At 55.4% G+C, this 18,486-nt stretch carries 16 protein-coding genes and 1 riboswitch; of the genes, 8 read left to right on the forward strand and 8 right to left on the reverse strand.

Annotated features, from left to right (window positions below):
- Positions 1–6: 6 nt before the first annotated feature.
- Positions 7–960: a sugar-binding transcriptional regulator gene (locus EDF82_RS22535; protein ID WP_154145171.1), complete on the reverse strand. Its 954-nt coding sequence runs from the start codon at positions 958–960 to the stop codon at positions 7–9.
- Between the two features lie 555 nt (positions 961–1,515).
- On the opposite strand from EDF82_RS22535, the gene rluF reads away from it, so the two are divergent.
- The gene (gene rluF / locus EDF82_RS22540) at positions 1,516–2,391 is read left to right on the forward strand and encodes a 23S rRNA pseudouridine(2604) synthase RluF (RefSeq protein WP_123757722.1); all 876 of its coding nucleotides are present in this window, start codon (positions 1,516–1,518) and stop codon (positions 2,389–2,391) included.
- Here rluF and EDF82_RS22545 read toward each other — a convergent pair.
- The 3 genes from EDF82_RS22545 to lysC all read right to left on the reverse strand — a co-directional run bounded on the left by EDF82_RS22545 (position 2,388) and on the right by lysC (position 5,196).
- Positions 2,388–2,660 (reverse strand): DUF3811 domain-containing protein, encoded by a 273-nt coding sequence (locus tag EDF82_RS22545; protein WP_123757723.1) that lies wholly within the window; start codon positions 2,658–2,660, stop codon positions 2,388–2,390. The two genes, rluF and EDF82_RS22545, sit on opposite strands and share 4 nt — an antisense overlap.
- An 89-nt stretch (positions 2,661–2,749) precedes the next feature.
- Positions 2,750–3,679, reverse strand: a complete 930-nt coding sequence (gene panS / locus EDF82_RS22550; RefSeq protein WP_123757724.1) for a ketopantoate/pantoate/pantothenate transporter PanS — start codon at positions 3,677–3,679, stop codon at positions 2,750–2,752.
- Positions 3,680–3,846: 167 nt separating this feature from the next.
- Complete coding sequence (gene lysC, locus EDF82_RS22555) at positions 3,847–5,196, reverse strand: lysine-sensitive aspartokinase 3 (protein WP_123757725.1); 1,350 nt, start codon at positions 5,194–5,196, stop codon at positions 3,847–3,849.
- Between the two features lie 172 nt (positions 5,197–5,368).
- Positions 5,369–5,601: riboswitch (Lysine riboswitch) on the reverse strand.
- A 474-nt stretch (positions 5,602–6,075) separates the two neighbouring features.
- Between lysC and pgi the strand changes: the two genes are divergently transcribed.
- Positions 6,076–7,725: a glucose-6-phosphate isomerase gene (gene pgi / locus EDF82_RS22570; protein ID WP_123757726.1), complete on the forward strand. Its 1,650-nt coding sequence runs from the start codon at positions 6,076–6,078 to the stop codon at positions 7,723–7,725.
- A 46-nt stretch (positions 7,726–7,771) separates the two neighbouring features.
- Here pgi and EDF82_RS22575 read toward each other — a convergent pair whose 3' ends face one another.
- Positions 7,772–8,227 carry an acyltransferase gene (locus tag EDF82_RS22575; RefSeq protein WP_123757727.1) on the reverse strand — a complete coding sequence of 152 codons (456 nt, stop codon included), beginning with the start codon at positions 8,225–8,227 and terminating at the stop codon, positions 7,772–7,774.
- Between the two features lie 213 nt (positions 8,228–8,440).
- Here EDF82_RS22575 and psiE point away from each other — a divergent pair, with 213 nt between their 5' ends.
- Positions 8,441–8,851: a phosphate-starvation-inducible protein PsiE gene (psiE, locus tag EDF82_RS22580; protein WP_123757728.1), complete on the forward strand. Its 411-nt coding sequence runs from the start codon at positions 8,441–8,443 to the stop codon at positions 8,849–8,851.
- Positions 8,852–9,055: 204 nt separating this feature from the next.
- Here psiE and malG read toward each other — a convergent pair whose 3' ends face one another.
- From malG to malE, 3 genes are all read right to left on the reverse strand, one after another.
- Positions 9,056–9,946 (reverse strand): maltose ABC transporter permease MalG, encoded by an 891-nt coding sequence (malG, locus tag EDF82_RS22585; RefSeq protein WP_123757729.1) that lies wholly within the window; start codon positions 9,944–9,946, stop codon positions 9,056–9,058.
- 85 nt (positions 9,947–10,031) lie between these two features.
- Positions 10,032–11,576, reverse strand: a complete 1,545-nt coding sequence (malF, locus tag EDF82_RS22590) for a maltose ABC transporter permease MalF (RefSeq protein ID WP_123757730.1) — start codon at positions 11,574–11,576, stop codon at positions 10,032–10,034.
- Positions 11,577–11,762: 186 nt separating this feature from the next.
- On the reverse strand, positions 11,763–12,953 hold the full coding sequence (malE, locus tag EDF82_RS22595) for a maltose/maltodextrin ABC transporter substrate-binding protein MalE (RefSeq protein ID WP_123757731.1): 1,191 nt from the start codon (positions 12,951–12,953) through the stop codon (positions 11,763–11,765).
- Positions 12,954–13,322: 369 nt separating this feature from the next.
- Between malE and malK the strand changes: the two genes are divergently transcribed.
- From malK to ubiA, 5 genes are all read left to right on the forward strand, one after another.
- A complete protein-coding gene (gene malK / locus EDF82_RS22605) occupies positions 13,323–14,432 on the forward strand; it encodes a maltose/maltodextrin ABC transporter ATP-binding protein MalK (RefSeq protein WP_123757732.1) in 1,110 nt (369 codons plus the stop codon).
- A gap of 100 nt (positions 14,433–14,532) precedes the next feature.
- Positions 14,533–15,816: a maltoporin gene (locus tag EDF82_RS22610; RefSeq protein WP_123757733.1), complete on the forward strand. Its 1,284-nt coding sequence runs from the start codon at positions 14,533–14,535 to the stop codon at positions 15,814–15,816.
- A 107-nt stretch (positions 15,817–15,923) separates the two neighbouring features.
- Positions 15,924–16,880, forward strand: coding sequence for a maltose operon protein MalM (gene malM / locus EDF82_RS22615; protein ID WP_123757734.1), 957 nt, complete (start codon positions 15,924–15,926; stop codon positions 16,878–16,880).
- A gap of 189 nt (positions 16,881–17,069) precedes the next feature.
- Positions 17,070–17,567 carry a chorismate lyase gene (ubiC, locus tag EDF82_RS22620; RefSeq protein ID WP_123757735.1) on the forward strand — a complete coding sequence of 166 codons (498 nt, stop codon included), beginning with the start codon at positions 17,070–17,072 and terminating at the stop codon, positions 17,565–17,567.
- Positions 17,568–17,579: 12 nt separating this feature from the next.
- Positions 17,580–18,449: a 4-hydroxybenzoate octaprenyltransferase gene (gene ubiA / locus EDF82_RS22625; RefSeq protein ID WP_123757736.1), complete on the forward strand. Its 870-nt coding sequence runs from the start codon at positions 17,580–17,582 to the stop codon at positions 18,447–18,449.
- Positions 18,450–18,486: the final 37 nt, after the last annotated feature.

Raw genomic sequence — 18,486 nt, forward strand, 5'->3', positions numbered from 1 at the left:
GGCTTTTTATTTCAGTAATTGCTCTGCAGTTTCTCGATTAGTCACCAGACAGTTAATATAGCCACCGCGTAATGCACCAATAATACCCGTGTATTTTTCTTCTCCGATGGCAATACCTACGGAATAACGTACCTGTTTTAATCGGGCAATATCGATGGATAACGTTTTTTCATTCATCGTGGTCTCAACGGCGTTGCCGTTGATATCGTAAAAGCGCGAACAAATATCGCCGGCGACCTGGCGCGCGTTAAGGTCATCGCTCTCTTCGCTGCCGTAAAAGGCGTGCCAGTTGGCGCCATCGCGGATCGCCGGGGAACCAATCCCGACCAGGGCCACGTCGAGGTTCTCCCAGTAGGATGAAATCGTTTTAAAGTGCTGAGACTGCATAATGCCGTTGCGGATCAGGGTGTTCTCCAGCAGCGCCGGGAAGTCAGCCAGGTGCGATTCGGCTTTCAGCCGGGCGGCGGCGCCATAGGTCAGCGTGTTCACATGGTACTGGCTTTCCAGTTTTCCCGAAGGGCCGCCGATGATCGGCACGCAGATAACCTGCCGCGACTGGCTTGCCTGAGGCAAGGTTTCCACCAGCGCCCGTACCGCTCGTCCCCAGGAAAAACCGATGATATCGCCGGGTTCAAGCAGGCGATCCACCAGCTGTGCGCCGTGCTGGCCGATGGTGCTGAGCTGGTCCTCTTCCTGTAACGAGCTGCATGAGGCTACCACGGCTTCTTTAAGACCGAATTTCTGCTTCAGCTGCTGCTCTAACCACAGGTTTTCGTTGTAGTCGTAGTTGATGGCGATGGTGACAATACCCTGCTCGCGACCACGCTTCAGCAGGCGGCTGATGGTGGTGCGGTAAATCCCCAGCTCGCGGGCAATCTGCGCCTGGGTCATGTCCTGCTCGTAATAGAGTTGGGCAACTTTTACTATTAAGCGGATATCATCGCTGTTTTCGATCGCCATCTTTGGGCTCCTGCACATTTGTGCAAACGACATTCTTGCTCTCTTGATCTGATATAACCCCATCACAGGCCGACTACAAAGAAATTTTCCACCATTTCATTAGGATGAGGCGGTGGTTTGTTTTGCACATTTGATCGTCAGCCCCTAAGGAGATGGCACGTTTGTGCGTGATGCGCTAATGGATTGATTCTGCTTATATTCACCAGGCAAAGTTGCACGGTCTGTGAATGGACACTTTTGTGTAGAAAGAGGTGGGAGATCACATTTATCGCTGCCCGATGCGGACGTGACTGTTTTTGATTGTCCGCAGGTTGAGGTATATTCCACGTTTTTACCCGCCATACTTTAAGTTGCATGTGTGTTGGCTGTCCCTACGGGGCCAGCGCAAGCGTTGTGGTCCTGCAACTCGAATTATTTAGGGTATATACATCAAAGCATTCAAGTTTTATCAAGGCGGCAAGAGAGCGCACTCCGGCAGCATAGTAATCTATGTGGAATGAGTGGGCGGAGCCAACACAGTGACAACTTGAAGGATAAAGTGTCTCAGGAGACGTTATGCTGCCCGACTCATCAACCCGACTTAATAAATACATCAGTGAAAGCGGCATCTGCTCGCGCCGTGAGGCGGATCGCTACATTGAGCAAGGCAATGTTTTCATCAATGGCAAGCGAGCGACCATCGGCGATCAGGTCAATCCTGGCGACGTCGTGAAGGTCAACGGTCAACTGATCGAACCGCGCGAGGCCGAAGATCTGGTGTTCATCGCCTTAAATAAGCCGATCGGTATTGTCAGCACGACGGAAGACAGCGAGCGCGACAACATCGTCGACTTCGTCAATCACAGCAAGCGCGTCTTTCCTATCGGCCGCCTGGACAAAGACTCCCAGGGGCTGATCTTCCTCACCAACCACGGCGATCTGGTGAATAAGATCCTGCGTGCCGGTAACGATCATGAAAAAGAGTACCTGGTAACGGTCGATAAGCCGGTCACCGACGACTTTATTCGCGGCATGGGGGCCGGCGTGCCGATCCTCGGGACGGTGACGAAGAAGTGTAAAGTCAAAAAGGAAGCGCCGTTCGTGTTCCGCATTACCCTGGTGCAGGGGCTGAACCGTCAGATTCGTCGGATGTGCGAGCACTTTGGCTATGAAGTCACGAAACTTGAGCGTACGCGCATTATGAATATCGGGCTGTCGGGACTGCCGCTGGGTGAGTGGCGTGATCTGACGGATGATGAGCTGGTGGCGCTGTTTAAGCTGATTGAGAACTCATCGTCCGAGGCGCAACCAAAGGCGAAGCCGAAAGCCAAACCGAAAACGGCCGGGATCAAACGTCCGGTGGTCAAGGCGGAGAAAAGTAACGAGAAAGGGCGCCCGGCATCAAACGGTAAACGTTTTACTCAGCCGGGGCGTAAGAAGAAAGGGCGTTAACGTCTGCCGCGGGTCGGCGTGTTCGCCGACCACGAGAACGAGGCATCGCTATCGGGTTTGTAGGCCTGCTTTTTCTTCAACTGGCGGGCCTTTTTCGCTTCAGCTTCACGCAGCACCATCAGCTTATCGATGTACTCTTTTTTGACGGCGTTGGTTTCCGCGTTAGTCAGCAGGCGACCGTGCGCAATTCTCGCCCGGTCCAGCAGCGTTTTTAGCTCACGCTGCTCGCGTTCGGTCATATCTTGTTGCGTAATGCGGGGAAGTGCCATAGTAGAACCCTCAGTCAGCCGATAATTCAGTGTACGGCAATCGCGGGCCGACGGACAGCGCGTTGATCCGTCTCCCGCGTCACCGCGACTTAGCGTTTACGCTCTGATTTAGCGGTGGGTTTTCCGGACCAGTAGCCCGCCAGCAGGGAACCGGACAGATTGTGCCAGACCGAGAACAGCGCCCCAGGCAGTGCGGCAAGCGGGCCGAAGTAGATTTTGCCCAGCGCGGCAGCCAGACCGGAGTTCTGCATCCCCACTTCAATCGCCAGCGTGCGGCAGGTTGACTCGTCAAAGCCAAACAGCCGTCCACCCCAGTAGCCGCCAAGCAGGCCGATGGCGTTATGCAGGATCACCGCCACAATCACCACCAGACCGACAGAGGCGATATGGGAAGCGGAACCGGCAACCACGGCGCTGATAATCGCCAGAATGCAGACCATCGAGAAGGCGGGCAGGAAAGGCTCAACCGCACGCACCACTTTTGGCAGCGTATGGTGAATGACCAGCCCCAGCGCAATCGGGATCACCACGATTTGCAGAATGCTCAGCAGCATCCCCATCACATCCACCTGAATATGGGCATCCACGTACAGCCGCGTTAACAGCGGAGTGGCAACCACCCCGACCAGCGTCGAGACGGACGAGATGGTAACCGACAGCGCCACATCACCTTTTGCCAGGTAGATCATCACGTTCGAAGCCGTCCCGCTGGCGACGCTGCCGACCAGCACCATGCCAGCAGAGAGTTCCGGCGGCATATGGAACAGCAGCGCCAGAGCCCAGGCCGCGAGCGGCATCACCAGATAATGCAGAAAGATCCCGGCGGCAACCGGCGCCGGACGTGACAGCACGCGCTTAAAGTCGTCGAGCTTCAGGTGTACCCCCATCCCGAACATAATGAGCATCAGCAGCGTCGTCACCCAGGGACCGATGGGCGTAAAGGTTGATGGGGTGTAATAGGCCAGAACGGAGAGCAGCAGCGCCCAGAGCGGGAACAGCCTCGTCAGAATAGCGAGCATGTTGTTTTCCTTGCGATTGACTCCTCATGCCAGGCGCGCGTCTGTGGTGCCTGCGTGGGCGCCACGTCGGCCAGCAGCCTGAACGATGAGGGATGTTGTGTTGATATAGTTATAAAAAAGCCGGGTGCGAGCCCGGCTATAGGTAATATTTATCGTGCTAAGGAATATTATTCAAACAAATTATGATGCAGCTTCTGCACGACTTTCTCGGCATCGGCGCCAGGGACCAGGAAGCAGAGGTTATGGCTGGATGCGCCGTAGCAAATCATACGGATATTGAACGGCTCGAGCACGCCAAAGACCTCTTTGCCCACGCCGCAGGCACGGGAAAGATCGTTGCCGATCAACGCCACCAGCGCCAGATCCTGCTCGACTTCCACCCGGCACAGGGAGGAGAGTTCGGTCAGCAGCGCCTGGGTTAACAGGGTATCGGTAGCGGACGTTGAGCCGGTGGTATCCATGGTCAGCGCAATGCTCACTTCAGACGTGGTGATCAGATCCACGGAGATGTTGTGGCGCGCGAGGATCCCGAACACTTCCGCGAGGAAGCCGCGAGAGTGCAGCATATTCAGGCTGTGCAGCGTCAGCAGCGTCTGGCGACGACGCAGGGCCAGCGCCCGGAACAGCGGCGGGTTTTCGGTTTTATTGCACACCAGCGTACCGCCGGCGGTGGGCTCTTTGCTGGAGCCGACAAAGACCGGAATATCGCTGCGTACCGCAGGCAACAGCGTGGCAGGGTGGAGTACTTTTGCGCCGAAGGTGGCCATCTCGGCCGCTTCGGCAAAGGCGATAACGTCAATCCGTTTGGCTGCTGGCGCAACGCGCGGGTCGGTGGTGTAGATGCCCGGGACATCGGTCCAGATATCAACGCGGCTGGCGTTCAGCGCTTCGCCCAGCAGGGCGGCGGTATAGTCGCTGCCACCGCGGCCCAGCGTCGTGGTCCGGCCTTTCGCTTCGCTCCCGATAAAGCCCTGGGTGACCACCAGGCCTTCTGCCAGACGCGGAGTCAGCTGCAGCTGGGTCAGTTCGGCGAGGGCGGCAATATCCGGCTCGGCGCGACCAAAGCGATCGTTGGTACGCATAATTTTACGCACGTCGAACCACTGCGCGGCAATTCCACGCTCGCGGAGGATTTCGACAAACAGCAGGGTAGACATCAGTTCGCCATGGCTCACCAGCTCATCGGTCAGAGCGGTGGAACTTGCCAGCGCGGCGGCTTCCGCCAGGCTGGTGATATTTTCCAGCAGGCGCTCAATCTCTTCGCGAATCACATTGGGATAGCGTAGGCGTTCCAGAATGTTGGATTGGATCTGGCGCAGGGAATCGAGCTTTTCAAAACGCGCGGTGGGTTCCAGCCCTTCAGCCAACGCTACCAGGAGATTAGTCACGCCCGCAGAGGCAGACAACACCACTACGCCCGTGTTTTCATCGAGTCGCGCAACGTCAACGCTGCGATTCATAGCATCGAAATCGGCAACGCTGGTGCCGCCGAATTTGGCTACAACTAAATCTGTCATAACAACCTCGTGTCAGGGGGCCTGACTTATTAAAACGATTCCTGAGTGGGTTTGGGCTGGACTCAAACTTACAGTAATAAAATGTCTTAATAAGCCAGGCCAAATTATTCAGCCATGGCACAAGGGAAGAGCGATAAACAGGGTGGGCGCAGAGCAAAAGACAGCTACGATGTCACCCAGAAGTGCTCCACCTTGTAGACCCGTTCCCCAACGCGTTGCGTTAGTTCCTGAGTATGAAACGCCCGACTGCGAACGTTTCTGGTGACAACCCAGGGGATTCAGCCCCTGTGGCCGGCGAGCAGCGTACCAGACGCTTTTTCACCTCGGCGTTGCTCCCCCTCACGTATTTTCCCCGGACTGGTTCCTCCAATACGGTTACCTGGGCAACGCACCTCTTCTGGCAATTACCGACGTCTTTCACTTTGCCGGGAACGCCAGTGATGGCTCCCCCCGCAATACCCTTTCGCTGTAGCGTGAAATGCGCGAGCAATACATACCTGCAATGATGCAGGCTGTGCAGCTATATAAAGGCTTCAGAGCAGGTATGTCAACGTTGTGGTTATGCGGATTTTTCATGCACCGGTGATTAACAGAAAAAAGCCTTATGATGGCTATACCCAAAATAATTCGAGTTGCTTGTAGGCGGCAAGGCCGTAAATCCCCAGGAGCTTACTCAAGTAAGTGACTGGGGTGAACGGATGCAGCCAACACCCAGGCAACTTGAAGTATGACGGGTATATACTGGTAGAGGCTTTTTACCGCAATTTAACCCTGTTCATGGCGCAGATCATCGGCATAACACAAAAATCATCACAATTTTTTGCCGCCGGCGCTACAATCGATCGCAGTCAAAATTCTCAAATCAGAAGAGTATTGCTAATGAAAAACATCAACCCAACGCAGACCGCTGCCTGGCAGGCATTACAGACCCATTTTGATGCAATGAAAGACGTCACTATCAGCGAGCTTTTCGCCCAGGATAGCGATCGTTTCTCTAAGTTTTCCGCGACGTTCGACGATTTGATGCTGGTGGATTTTTCCAAAAACCGCATCACCGAAGAGACGCTGGCGAAGCTGCAGGATCTGGCCAAAGAGACCGATCTGGCGGGCGCCATCAAATCCATGTTCTCTGGCGAGAAAATCAACCGTACCGAAGACCGTGCGGTGCTGCACGTCGCGCTGCGTAACCGTAGCAATACTCCGATCATTGTTGATGGCAAAGATGTGATGCCAGAAGTGAACGCGGTGCTGGAGAAGATGAAAACCTTCTCCGAAGCCATTATCTCCGGCAGCTGGAAAGGCTATACCGGTAAAGCGATCACCGACGTCGTGAACATCGGCATCGGCGGCTCCGACCTCGGCCCGTTCATGGTGACCGAAGCGCTGCGTCCGTACAAAAACCACCTGAACATGCACTTTGTATCCAACGTCGATGGCACCCACATTGCGGAAGTGCTGAAAGGCGTGAACCCGGAAACCACGCTGTTCCTGGTGGCTTCCAAAACCTTCACCACCCAGGAAACCATGACCAACGCCCACAGCGCGCGCGACTGGTTCCTGAGCACTGCCGGTGATGAAAAACACGTGGCGAAACACTTCGCGGCGCTGTCGACTAACGGCAAAGCGGTAGGCGAGTTCGGGATCGACACCGCCAACATGTTTGAATTCTGGGATTGGGTTGGCGGCCGCTACTCACTGTGGTCAGCGATTGGTCTGTCCATCATCCTTTCCGTGGGCTTCGATAACTTCGTTGAGCTGCTGTCCGGTGCGCACGCCATGGATAAGCACTTCTCCACCACGGCCCCGGAGAAAAACCTGCCGGTGCTGCTGGCGCTGATCGGTATCTGGTACAACAACTTCTTCGGTGCAGAGACCGAAGCGATTCTGCCGTATGACCAGTATATGCACCGCTTTGCTGCCTACTTCCAGCAGGGCAACATGGAATCCAACGGCAAATACGTTGACCGTAACGGCAACGCCGTGGATTACCAGACTGGCCCGATTATCTGGGGTGAGCCGGGTACCAACGGCCAGCACGCGTTCTACCAGCTGATCCACCAGGGCACCAAAATGGTACCGTGCGATTTCATCGCCCCGGCCATTACCCACAACCCGCTTTCCGATCACCATCCGAAGCTGCTGTCTAACTTCTTCGCGCAGACCGAAGCGCTGGCGTTCGGTAAATCCCGTGAGGTGGTTGAGCAGGAATACCGCGACCAGGGTAAAGATCCGGCGACCCTCGATCACGTGGTGCCGTTCAAAGTGTTTGAAGGCAACCGCCCGACGAACTCCATCCTGCTGCGTGAAATCACGCCGTTCAGCCTGGGCGCGTTGATTGCGCTGTATGAGCACAAGATCTTCACTCAGGGTGCGATTCTGAACATCTTCACCTTTGACCAGTGGGGCGTTGAGCTGGGTAAACAGCTGGCTAACCGTATCCTGCCAGAGCTGAAAGCAGATGACGCAATCAGCAGCCACGACAGCTCCACCAATGGCCTGATCAACCGTTACAAATCCTGGCGCGCCTAATAGCGGCAACGGATCTCCATGCCGGCCCACGTGGCCGGCATTTTTGTTATAGTTTCCGCAGCAGCTTTGCCGGATTACCCGCCCACACCCCTTTTTCGGTGATGGATTTTGTCACCACGCTCCCCGCACCTATCACCGCCCCGTCACAAATACTGACCGCCAGAATCGCCGCGCCGCTGCCGATAGCGACATCGTTGCCGATGGTAATACGCCCCCAATTTTCCCGGTTAGCGTCGGGATGCCCGTCGCGAAACATATCGTTGGCAAACATCACGCCGTGGCCGATAAAGCACCGTTCACCGATCGTCACGTACTCGCAGATAAAGGTATGGGACTGGATTTTGCTGTCGGCGCCGATGCGCGTATGGCCCTGAATTTCGACGAACGGGCCGACAAAGACGTTGTCGCCCAGTTCGCAGTCATAGAGGTTGGCGGGCTGGTAGATAGTCACGTTCTCGCCGCTGGTGACGTTGCGGATGCCGGTTTCACGAAGGGTGTGCATAGCGCCTCTCAGAGTGGTTTAGCCAGAAGATGTCAGTGCTCTGCTGGAGGGAATCGATTGTCAGCATGGTCGCGTTCCTGTGTTAACCCGCCAGTGTGACAAGTGATTGTTACATCTGGGATAACTGAGGCAAAAACTTCACGAATAATGTCGATCTCGATCACGCTTTTAAGCTATACAGGTACATAACGTTCCTGAGTAAGAGGTGTGAATATGCCGTCGGTCTATCGTCCGTTGGTGAGCTTTATTGCCACTGCCATGCAGGCGGTGCTGAATCTGGCGCTGCTGTGTCTGGGCGTCATCCTGGTGGTGTTTCTGGGGAAAGAGACCTTTCATCTGGCGCACGTGCTGTTTACCCCGGAGCCGGTCAGCAAGTACAAGCTGGTTGAAGGGCTGGTGGTCTATTTTCTCTATTTCGAGTTTATCGCGCTGATTGTGAAGTACTTTGAATCAGGCTTTCACTTTCCGCTGCGCTACTTCGTCTATATCGGCATCACCGCGATTGTGCGTTTGATTATTGTCGACCATGAGTCGCCGATGGCGGTGCTGATCTATTCCGGCGCGATCCTGATACTGGTGGTTACGCTGTGGTTGTGTAACTCCAACCGGCTGAAACGCGAATAAAAAAAAGCGGCCTCCAGGGCCGCTGACCGACAGTCACAAAATTGAATTTATGTAGGGTCCAGTTGAGGATTGCAGTGGCATTTGCCTTACTTTTTCAGGGGGAGATGGACTGCTGCACCCGGTTGGGGTCGTGTACCGCAGTCCATCCCCTCTGAAATTTGGGGCGGGTGACCCATGATTTCTCAGGGTCAATAACGATGAAACTTAACCTTTCACTCCACCCGCCGTCAGGCCATTAACCAACCAGCGCTGCGCCAGCAGGAAGACCACGGTAATCGGGATGGCGGAGAGCACCGCCGCCGCGGCAAAGTCGCCCCACAGATAGTTCTGCGGGTTGAGATACTGTTGCATACCGACCGCCAGGGTGTAGCTGTTGACGTCACGCAGCAGCAACGAGGCCACCGGCACTTCGGTAATCGCGGCGATGAACGACAGAATAAACACCACCGCCAGAATCGGTACCGACAGCGGCAGCAGCACCAGACGGAAAGCCTGCCACGGTGTCGCACCATCCAGCGCCGCCGCTTCTTCCAGCGAGCCATCGATGGTTTCGAAGTAGCCTTTAATGGTCCAGACGTGCAGTGCGATACCGCCCATATAGGCGAAGATCACGCCGCCGTGGGTATTCAGGCCGACAAACGGAATATATTGGCCGAGACGGTCAAACAACGCGTATAACGCCACCAGCGACAGAACCGCCGGGAACATCTGGAAAATCAGCATCCCTTTAAGCAGCGTGGCTTTGCCCGGGAAGCGCATACGGGCGAAGGCATAGGCGCAGGTGGTGGAGAGCGTCACGATACCGATGGCGGTAATGCCGGCCACTTTCACGGAGTTCCACAACCACAGCAGAACCGGGAACGGTGGCGGGGTGACGCGACCGTCGGCATGTTCGACGCTAAAGCCCAGCGCCAGACGCCAGTGTTCCCAGGAGATCTGTTCCGGGATCAGGCTCCCGGTGGCGAAGTTACCTTCACGCAGCGAGATGGCGATAACCATCAGCAGCGGGAACATGATCGCCGCGATAAAAATCAGTAGCAGGAGGTGCGTGGTGAACAGACGCAGCTTCTGAGATTTGGGTTGTACCATAGCCATAATATTTTCTACTCCTTAACGCCGCCCCAGACTATTTGGCTTGCCAGTGTTGGGCTGGCAAGCCCGTGACGTCTGGCTATTCCAGTTAATCAAATTTCATGCGTGTGGCTTTCAGGTTCACAATCGCCAGCACGCCCACCAGCAGGAAGATCAGCGTGGCGATAGCGGCCGCCAGACCGAAGTCCTGACCACCGCCGCCTTCAAAGGCGATGCGGTAGGTATAGCTCACCAGCAGGTCGGTATAGCCGGCCGGTGTGGTGGTGCCGAGGCGGTCCGGACCGCCGTTGGTCAACAGCTGAATCAGAACGAAGTTGTTAAAGTTAAAGGCGAAGCTGGCAATCATCAGCGGCGTAAGCGGCTTGATCAACAGCGGCAGCGTAATCTTAAAGAAGTTCTGGAACGGGCCTGCGCCGTCCATCGCCGAGGCTTCATACAGGTCGTCAGGGATCGCTTTCAGCAGGCCCATGCACAGGATCATCATGTACGGATAGCCCAGCCAGGTGTTGACGATAATGATCATCGTCCGTGCCGTGGTCGGGTCGCTGAACCAGGCCGGTTTGATGCCGAACAGCGCGCTGAGCATCATGTTGATCTCACCAAAACTCTGGTTGAACAACCCTTTGAAAATCAGAATCGAGATAAACGACGGTACGGCGTAAGGCAGAATCAGCAGCACACGGTAAATCGCTTTGCCCTTCAGTGATTCCCACTGGACGAGGCAGGCGAGGATCATGCCGACCGCCACGGTCAGAATCACGGTCAGTACCGAGAAGACCACGGTCCAGACGAAGATGGCGAAGAACGGTTTCTGGATCCCTTCATCGGTAAAGACGCGAGTGAAGTTGTCCCAGCCGATGCCGACGGTGTAGCCCGGGCTGAGTTTCTCAGCGCTCCAGCTCCCGTCTGCATTGATGGACTGATAGAAGCCGACGTCGTTATTCGGACGGTATTTGACGCCGCTCTGGTTATTGGTCAGGGTGCCGTCGTCCGCCAGGGCATACAGCGGCTGGGTACCGGAGAACTGACGCAGGGAACTCATGATCACTTTGCTGTCGTCTGGCAGCACGGCGGTCAGCTGGTTCAGGGCGGTACGGTTTTGCGTAATCACACGCAGCGTCGCACGCTCGCCTTCCGGCAGGGCATCAGCCTCTTTTAGGGCCAGTTTCTGCTCGCCGCCGAATTTAAAGGCGTCGGACAGATAGTTTTTGCCACTTTCACCGTCGGTCAGCGCCAGTTTCCACTCATCTCCCGCCGGGTAAAGCGCGAAGTTGTAGGACTTACCGGCCTGGAAGGAGCGGTCCATCAGCACCTGCTGGGCACGTTCAAAGGTCAGCTGGTTGGTGCTGCTGTAGTTGGTGAAAGCGATAGCAATGGTGCAAATCAGTGGGAACAGGACGAACAGCCCCATTCCGGCAAGGCCAGGGTAGACATAACGCCAGGCGTAGGCCTTACGGTTGGTGAAAATATACAGGCCAGCAGAGCTTAAAATCAGCGTCAGTATGGCAAACAGGTACTCCCCCTGGGCATACATCAAAACGATAAGGTAACCCACCAGCAGGCACAGCAAGCCAATCACAGACCATGTCAGCTGCGGGCTTTGCCACCAGTGTTTCTTTTTCACGACATCCATGGGGATCATCCTCTTTACACTTTATCCTTCGCGCTACCTCGTTGTTGGCTGCGGATGCGCTCCCCAGTCACTTACTCATGTAAGCTCCTGGGGATTTGCATCCTTACCGCCGCGATGTAGCGCGAAGGGTTTCGTGTAACAACGTATTCAATAAACCGTATTTCCTAAGAAATAAGGGAAACCGTATTACTTGGTGATACGAGACTGTGCATCTTTCAGCGCGGCATCGACAGTCTGACGACCGCTAGCTGCGTTGATAACGGCAGTGCGTACGGCATACCAGAAGGCGGACATCTGCGGGATGTTCGGCATGATTTCGCCTTTCTGGGCGTTCGCCATGGTGGCAGCGATACGCGGATCTTTTTCCAGTTTTTCCTGGAAGGATTTCAGTGCTACTGCGCCCAGCGGTTTGTCCTTGTTCACTTCATCCAGACCCTGGTCGGTCAGCAGGTAGTTTTCGAGGAACTCTTTCGCCAGCTCTTTGTTCGGGCTAGCGGCGTTGATACCGGCGCTCAGTACGCCAACGAACGGTTTAGACGGTTTGCCTTTGAAGGTTGGCAGCAGAGTGACACCGTAGTTAACCTTGCTCTTATCGATGTTCGACCACGCCCACGGACCGTTGATGGTCATCGCGGTATCGCCTTTGTTAAAGGCCGCTTCAGCGATGGAGTAATCGGTATCGGCGTTCATGTGTTTGTTCTTGATGAGGTCAACCAGGAAGGTCAGACCGGCTTTCGCACCTGCGCTGTCCACGCCGACGTTTTTGACGTCATATTTGCCGTTTTCAAATTTGAACGCATAACCACCGTCAGCAGCAATCAGCGGCCAGGTGAAGTACGGTTCTTGCAGGTTGAACATCAGCGCGCTCTTACCTTTCGCTTTCAGTTCTTTATCCAGAGCCGGAATTTCTTCCCAGGTTTTCGGTGGGTTCGGGACCAGATCTTTGTTGTAAATCAGCGACAGCGCTTCAACCGCGATTGGGTAAGCGATCAGTTTGCCGTTATAGCGAACGGCGTCCCAGGTGAACGGATAGAGTTTGTCCTGGAAAGCTTTGTCCGGGGAGATCTCAGCCAGCAGGCCGGATTGTGCATAGCCACCGAAGCGGTCGTGTGCCCAGAAGATGATATCCGGGCCGTCACCGGTCGCGGCAACCTGCGGGAATTTCTCTTCCAGCTTATCCGGGTGTTCGATGGAAACCTTGATGCCGGTGTCTTTCTCAAACTTCTTACCCACTTCGGCGAGACCGTTATAGCCTTTATCGCCGTTAATCCAGATAACCAGCTTACCTTCTTCAATTTTGGCGAGGGCAGAGGCGGAAAACATCATCGTCGTCAATGCAGACAATGCGAGGATGCGAGCGCCGGTTTTGATTTTCATATACCAGTCCTTTTTGGTGATGTGCTCGTGGATACACTTAGGTGGCTTAACGGTGATGAGTTTCCTTTTTTAACAACCCCTTTCCATCCTCCCTATGTCTACGCCCCACCCGCGGTTTGTGTGATCTGGCTTGCAGAAATGCCAGTAATGGGTCCTGGAGCACATAAAAACACGGCCATTTTTGCAACCTTCATCACGAAAATGACTTTGCCCGGCCCACCCTTGCCGTGAGGGGTAATCTCTCATCCTCCCGCCTCCTCCCCCATAAAAAAGGCAGGGGTGGAGGATTCACCCAATTAATGAATGCCGCATAGTCAACCCATCTTGAATATGTCGTTTAGTGACAGGTTGTAACGAAGGGAGATGGGGATGGCGAGCGTACAGCTGCGAAATATAACGAAAGCCTGGGGTGACGTGGTGGTGTCGAAAGATATCAATCTCGACATCCAGGAAGGGGAGTTCGTGGTGTTTGTCGGGCCATCGGGCTGCGGCAAATCCACTCTGCTGCGTATGATTGCCGGGCTGGAAACCATAACCAGCGGTGATTTGTTTATCGGCGATACGCGAATGAACGACATCCCGCCCGCTGAACGCGGTATCGGAATGGTGTTCCAGTCCTATGCGCTTTACCCCCATCTTTCCGTCGCGGAAAACATGTCTTTCGGCCTGAAGCTGGCCGGTGCCAAAAAAGATCTGATTAATCAACGAGTGACTCAGGTGGCGGAAGTGCTGCAGCTGGCGCATCTGCTGGAGCGTAAGCCAAAAGCGTTATCCGGTGGTCAGCGTCAGCGTGTGGCGATCGGCCGTACCCTGGTCGCCGAGCCGCGCGTATTCCTGCTCGACGAACCGCTCTCTAACCTTGATGCCGCACTGCGTGTGCAGATGCGTATCGAAATTTCCCGTCTGCACAAGCGCCTTGAGCGCACGATGATTTACGTTACCCACGATCAGGTCGAAGCGATGACCCTCGCCGACAAGATTGTGGTGCTGGATGCCGGTCGCGTCGCCCAGGTCGGGAAACCGCTGGAGCTGTATCACTACCCGGCCGATCGCTTTGTTGCGGGCTTTATTGGTTCGCCAAAGATGAACTTCCTGCCGGTGAAAGTCACCGCCACCGCCATTGAACAGGTTCAGGTAGAACTGCCGAACCGCCAGCAAGTCTGGTTACCGGTGGACAGCGCCCACGTACAGGTTGGCGCGAATATGTCCTTGGGTATCCGTCCGGAACATCTGTTGCCCAGCGATATCGCCGACGTGACCCTCGAAGGGGTGGTCCAGGTGGTTGAGCAGCTTGGTCACGAAACACAAATTCATATCCAGATCCCCGCCATCCGTCAGAACCTGGTGTACCGCCAGAATGACGTGGTGTTGGTAAAAGAGGGAGCCACATTCGCTATCGGTTTGCCACCAGAGCGCTGCCATTTATTCCGTGAGGATGGTACGGCGTGTCGTCGGTTGCATAAAGAGCCGGGCGTGTAAGGCTTCCCATTAAAAAAAAGCACGAACCCAGAACGTTGCCACCAGGCGGCATCACGATGGGCAAAGTGTTCAAAGAAAAGCAATGATCTCAGGAGATAGAATGATGATTACTCTGCGCAAACTTCCACTGGCGGTAGCCGTCGCAGCAGGCGTTATGTCTGCTCAGGCGCTGGCTGTCGATTTCCACGGTTATGCTCGTTCTGGTATCGGCTGGACCGGTAGCGGCGGCGAACAGCAGTGCTTCCAGGCAACCGGTGCTCAAAGTAAATACCGTCTGGGTAACGAATGTGAAACCTATGCGGAATTAAAACTGGGCCAGGAAGTATGGAAAGAAGGTGATAAGAGCTTCTACTTCGATACTAACGTTGCCTACTCCGTATCGCAGCAAAACGACTGGGAATCCACCAGCCCGGCATTCCGTGAAGCCAACGTGCAGGGTAAAAACCTGATCGAATGGCTGCCAGGTTCCACCATCTGGGCCGGTAAGCGCTTCTACCAGCGTCATGACGTTCACATGATCGACTTCTACTACTGGGATATCTCTGGTCCTGGTGCGGGTATCGAAAACATCGATCTGGGCTTCGGTAAACTCTCTCTGGCAGCAACCCGTTCTTCTGAATCCGGTGGCTCCGCGACCTTCGCTGACCGTGACGCGCAGGGTAACCGTATTTACGACAATATCGTCCCGAACGACGTCTTCGACGTCCGTTTAGCCGGTATGGAAATCAACCCGGGCGGTACTCTGGAGCTGGGTGTTGACTACGGTCACACCAACATTCCAGACGACTACTACCTGCAGCCGGACGCCTCGAAAGATGGCTGGATGCTGACTGCTGAACACACGCAGAGCATGCTGAAAGGCTACAACAAGTTTGTACTGCAGTACGCAACTGACGCCATGACCTCCAACGGTAAAGGCATTCCGCAGGGCGGCAGCATCGATAACGATGGCTCCATGTGGCGTGTGCTGGACCACGGTGCGATCTCCCTGGCTGACGATTGGGATCTGATGTACGTCGGTATGTATCAGGATATCGACCGCGACAACAACAACGGTACCCAGTGGTGGACCGTCGGCGTACGTCCTATGTACAAATGGACACCTATCATGAGCACCCTGATGGAAGTCGGCTACGACAACGTCAAATCTCAGCGTACCGGCGATCGTAACAGTCAGTACAAAATTACCCTGGCGCAACAGTGGCAGGCAGGCGACAGCATCTGGTCCCGTCCGGCTATCCGTCTGTTCGCAACCTACGCTAAGTGGGATGAGAAATGGGGTTATGACAACGGTGTAGCGTACAACGACACCAGCGCCAAAACCTTCAGCCGTGGCGACAGCGACGAGTGGACCTTCGGTGCCCAGATGGAAATCTGGTGGTAATCGAAACCAACCTGTAGTGACCAAAAGAGGGGCGTAAGCCCCTCTGTTTTCGGCCCAGCGGGCTATTGCCTGGCTACCGCTCGGCCATCGGAATTGAGGTGATAACAATGAAAATGAAGAAAAGTCTCGTTGCCCTCTGCCTGTCCGCCGGCCTGCTTGCCAGCGTACCCGCAGTCAGTTTTGCTGATGTCAATTTCGTGCCGCAGAACACCTCTGCAGCGCCGTCGATCCCGGCCTCCGCGTTACAGCAGTTAACCTGGACCCCGGTCGATCAATCTAAAACACAAACCACCAAGCTCGCCATTGCCGGCCAGCCGCTGAATGTCCCTGGTATTTCCGGCCCGGTTGCTGCCTATAGCGTTCCGGCGAATATCGGTGAACTGAATATTACGTTAACCAGCGAAGTGAATAAGCAAACCAGCGTGTTTGCACCGAACGTCCTGATTCTTGACCAGAATTTAACCCCATCGGCATTCTTTCCCAGCAGCTACTTCACCTATCTTGAACCGGGTGTCATGAGCTCCGACCGTCTGGAAGGCGTGATGCGCCTGACGCCGGCGCTGGGACAACAGAAAATTTATGTGCTGGTCTTTACCACCCCGCAGGACCTGCAGCAAACCACCAAATTAATCGATCCGGCGAAAGCCTACGCTAAAGGTACCGGCAATGCGGTACCGGATATTCCGGATCCGATCGCCAGACACGTCACTGACGGTACCGTCAGCCTGAAGGTGAAAACCTCCTCTGGCTCCAGCGTGCTGGTTGGCCCGCTGTTTGGTTCCTCTGGCCCAGGCCCGGTGACCGTAGGAAATACGGCGGCGCCGGTCTATAGCGCTCCGGCAGCCGCACCAGCGGTAGCGCCGGTGGTTGCGCCAGTTGCAGCACCAGCCGCGAAGAGCGAACCGATGCTGGACGACACCGAAACTTACTTTAACAACGGCATCAAACAGGCTGTTGCGAAAGGTGATATCGATAAAGCCCTCAAATTGATGAACGAAGCCGAGCGTCTTGGCTCGAAATCAGCGCGTTCCACCTTTATCAGCAGTGTAAAAGGCAAGGGGTGATCGTCTCCCCACAATGCTGATGTTTAGGCACAGCCTTTAGGTGCGCCCGCCTGGGCGCACCTTTTTTTATCGCGTAGTGGCTGCTGTTGCATGGCTGTTACGCCGATGATCGTATCTTGACGCTTTGCCCGCCCCGAATGCCCTATTCTGCGATACAATGCGGCTACGTTCTGTAACGGAGAATCAGGCATGTCACATCCTGCGCTTACGCAATTGCGTGCGTTGCGCTATTTTGCCGCTATGCCCCCGCTGGAACCGCACCTGCGCGACTGGCTGCTGCTGGAAGACTCAATGACCAAACGTTTTGAGCAGCAGGGGAAAAAAGTCAGCGTGAGCATGGTGAACGAAGGTTTCGTCGGGCGTGAGGCGCTGGTGGGTGAAGAGACGCTGCTGCCCGATGAGGCGCGCTACTGGCTGCGGGAAATTATCCTTTGTGCCGATGGCGAACCCTGGCTTGCCGGGCGGACCATTGTGCCCGAGTCGACGCTGTGCGGCCCCGAGCTGGCCTTACAGCAACTCGGCCAGACGCCGCTGGGGCGTTATTTGTTCACATCATCGACATTAACTCGTGATTTTATTGAAATTGGGCGTTATGCAGAGCTATGGGGGCGTCGTTCCCGCCTGCGTCTGAGCGGCAAACCGCTGCTGCTGACCGAGCTTTTTCTGCCGGCGTCGCCGTTGTATTAAGAGGAAGAGAAAATGGAGAGGAGTCTGACGCAGAACAAGCTGTTGGCGTTTCATCGCCTGATGCGTACTGACAAACCGATTGGCGCGCTGCTGCTGCTGTGGCCGACGCTGTGGGCCCTGTGGGTCGCCACGCCGGGGATCCCGCCCTTATGGATCCTGGCCGTTTTTGTTGCCGGCGTCTGGCTGATGCGCGCCGCTGGCTGCGTGGTAAACGACTATGCCGACCGCAAATTTGATGGCCACGTAAAGCGCACCGCCCACCGCCCGCTGCCCAGCGGCGATGTCTCGGAAAAAGAGGCCCGGATACTGTTTGCGGTGCTGGTGCTGCTGTCATTTCTGCTGGTACTGACCTTAAACACCATGACCATTCTGCTGTCGGTGGCTGGGCTGGCGCTGGCGTGGGTATATCCGTTTATGAAACGCTACACCCATCTGCCGCAGGTGGTGCTGGGGGCGGCGTTCGGCTGGTCCATTCCGATGGCCTTCTCGGCGGTCAGCGAGGCGTTGCCGCTGAGCTGCTGGCTGATGTTCCTCGCCAATATCCTGTGGGCCGTGGCTTATGACACCCAGTACGCGATGGTCGACAGGGACGATGACCTCAAAATCGGCATCAAATCGACGGCGATTCTGTTTGGTGAACATGACCGCCTGATTATCGGTATTTTGCAGATTGGCGTGCTGGTATTGATGGCCGCTGTCGGCTGGCTGAACGGGCTGCAGTGGGAGTTTTACTGGTCGCTGTTTATCGCAGCAGGGCTGTTTTTCTGGCAGCAGAAGCTGATTGCCCGGCGCGAACGCGACGGCTGCTTCAAAGCGTTTCTGAACAATAACTATGTTGGGCTGGTGCTGTTTCTTGGGCTGGCGATGAGCTATCTGGCATAGGCTGGCATAGGATATTCCCGGCTGGTGCGACGCGGTA

The organism is Klebsiella sp. BIGb0399 (genome assembly GCF_003752615.1).
GTDB lineage: Bacteria > Pseudomonadota > Gammaproteobacteria > Enterobacterales > Enterobacteriaceae > Klebsiella > Klebsiella lignicola.

Excerpts from the sequence above, each read along its gene's own strand:
- EDF82_RS22535 (WP_154145171.1), bottom strand. The coding sequence starts at position 960 with ATGGCGATCGAAAACAGCGATGATATCCGCTTAATAGTAAAAGTTGCC.
- rluF (WP_123757722.1), top strand. The coding sequence starts at position 1,516 with ATGCTGCCCGACTCATCAACCCGACTTAATAAATACATCAGTGAAAGC.
- EDF82_RS22545 (WP_123757723.1), bottom strand. The coding sequence starts at position 2,660 with ATGGCACTTCCCCGCATTACGCAACAAGATATGACCGAACGCGAGCAG.
- panS (WP_123757724.1), bottom strand. The coding sequence starts at position 3,679 with ATGCTCGCTATTCTGACGAGGCTGTTCCCGCTCTGGGCGCTGCTGCTC.
- lysC (WP_123757725.1), bottom strand. The coding sequence starts at position 5,196 with ATGACAGATTTAGTTGTAGCCAAATTCGGCGGCACCAGCGTTGCCGAT.
- pgi (WP_123757726.1), top strand. The coding sequence starts at position 6,076 with ATGAAAAACATCAACCCAACGCAGACCGCTGCCTGGCAGGCATTACAG.
- EDF82_RS22575 (WP_123757727.1), bottom strand. The coding sequence starts at position 8,227 with ATGCACACCCTTCGTGAAACCGGCATCCGCAACGTCACCAGCGGCGAG.
- psiE (WP_123757728.1), top strand. The coding sequence starts at position 8,441 with ATGCCGTCGGTCTATCGTCCGTTGGTGAGCTTTATTGCCACTGCCATG.
- malG (WP_123757729.1), bottom strand. The coding sequence starts at position 9,946 with ATGGCTATGGTACAACCCAAATCTCAGAAGCTGCGTCTGTTCACCACG.
- malF (WP_123757730.1), bottom strand. The coding sequence starts at position 11,576 with ATGGATGTCGTGAAAAAGAAACACTGGTGGCAAAGCCCGCAGCTGACA.
- malE (WP_123757731.1), bottom strand. The coding sequence starts at position 12,953 with ATGAAAATCAAAACCGGCGCTCGCATCCTCGCATTGTCTGCATTGACG.
- malK (WP_123757732.1), top strand. The coding sequence starts at position 13,323 with ATGGCGAGCGTACAGCTGCGAAATATAACGAAAGCCTGGGGTGACGTG.
- EDF82_RS22610 (WP_123757733.1), top strand. The coding sequence starts at position 14,533 with ATGATGATTACTCTGCGCAAACTTCCACTGGCGGTAGCCGTCGCAGCA.
- malM (WP_123757734.1), top strand. The coding sequence starts at position 15,924 with ATGAAAATGAAGAAAAGTCTCGTTGCCCTCTGCCTGTCCGCCGGCCTG.
- ubiC (WP_123757735.1), top strand. The coding sequence starts at position 17,070 with ATGTCACATCCTGCGCTTACGCAATTGCGTGCGTTGCGCTATTTTGCC.
- ubiA (WP_123757736.1), top strand. The coding sequence starts at position 17,580 with ATGGAGAGGAGTCTGACGCAGAACAAGCTGTTGGCGTTTCATCGCCTG.